The following is an 841-nucleotide window of genomic DNA, read 5'->3' as shown; positions in this document are numbered from 1 at the left end:
CGTATTATCTTGCTATATAGCTGCATGACATGAAAACGGTCAAAGACGATATCTGCATTGGGTAGATGCTCTGTGACCGCTTTTATGTAGGAATCGCCCATATCCATAGCTACAGCTTTAATTTGTTCAGCGGTTGCTCGAGATAACTGCGTTAAAAAACGACTTAATGTATCGCTTGTCCTTCCATGTTCAACCCATATCAAGCGACCTGTATTCATATCGTAAACCACCGTCATATAATCATGCCCTTTAGCTCTAGCGACTTCATCAACACCGATATGAGTCAATCCAGTAAGCAGCGCCGGGTCACTGGGAGGCAACGTCCGATTCAATAACGCTTTATCGATATTTTTGACGGTTTCCCATCGCAAACCAAAATGTTTTGCTATTACGCTAATCGGCATATGACGGCATAACCCGCTAATCTGGTGACAGAAGCGTTTTGAGTATCGAACACCTTTCTCAACAAATTCACTTTCCTCAATAAGTCGAACGCCGTCAGTATTTCTGGTTTGAGCTAATTCAATATGAACACGACATTGGAGACCACTAATCGGTAAGTCATGAATAATTCGAGTGAGATAGGTATTAACTGTACTCCGCTGTAGGGAGTTTGGCGTTTTGACTGAAAATCGACGGTCTCTACGGCAGAAAACATCAATAGACTGAGAATGAGTATCGAGTTTAACAGAGCGAATAACCTGTCCATCGATACGTAAAAGACCAGAAATAGAATAAGTCAAAATACAGCTCTAACATACCAACTATAAATATATTAATAATCAGTATGATAGAGATTGATGTACATGGGAATCAGACTCATCAAAGCGGAGAAGAGCCC

The 841-nt window shown here is 41.0% G+C and carries 1 protein-coding gene; it reads right to left on the bottom strand.

The features are described 5' to 3' along the window. Window positions 1-698, bottom strand: a 698-nt coding sequence (locus EYW48_RS21305) for an ISL3 family transposase (protein ID WP_277433057.1), incomplete at its 3' end; no start/stop codon positions are given. Between the last annotated feature and the right edge of the window lie 143 nt (window positions 699-841).

It is taken from the genome of Vibrio sp. 1180_3, assembly GCF_029478545.1.
Classification (GTDB): Bacteria; Pseudomonadota; Gammaproteobacteria; order Enterobacterales; family Vibrionaceae; genus Vibrio; species Vibrio aestuarianus.
Note: the sequence above shows the minus strand (reverse complement) of the source record. Positions and strands in the feature narration are given on the sequence as shown.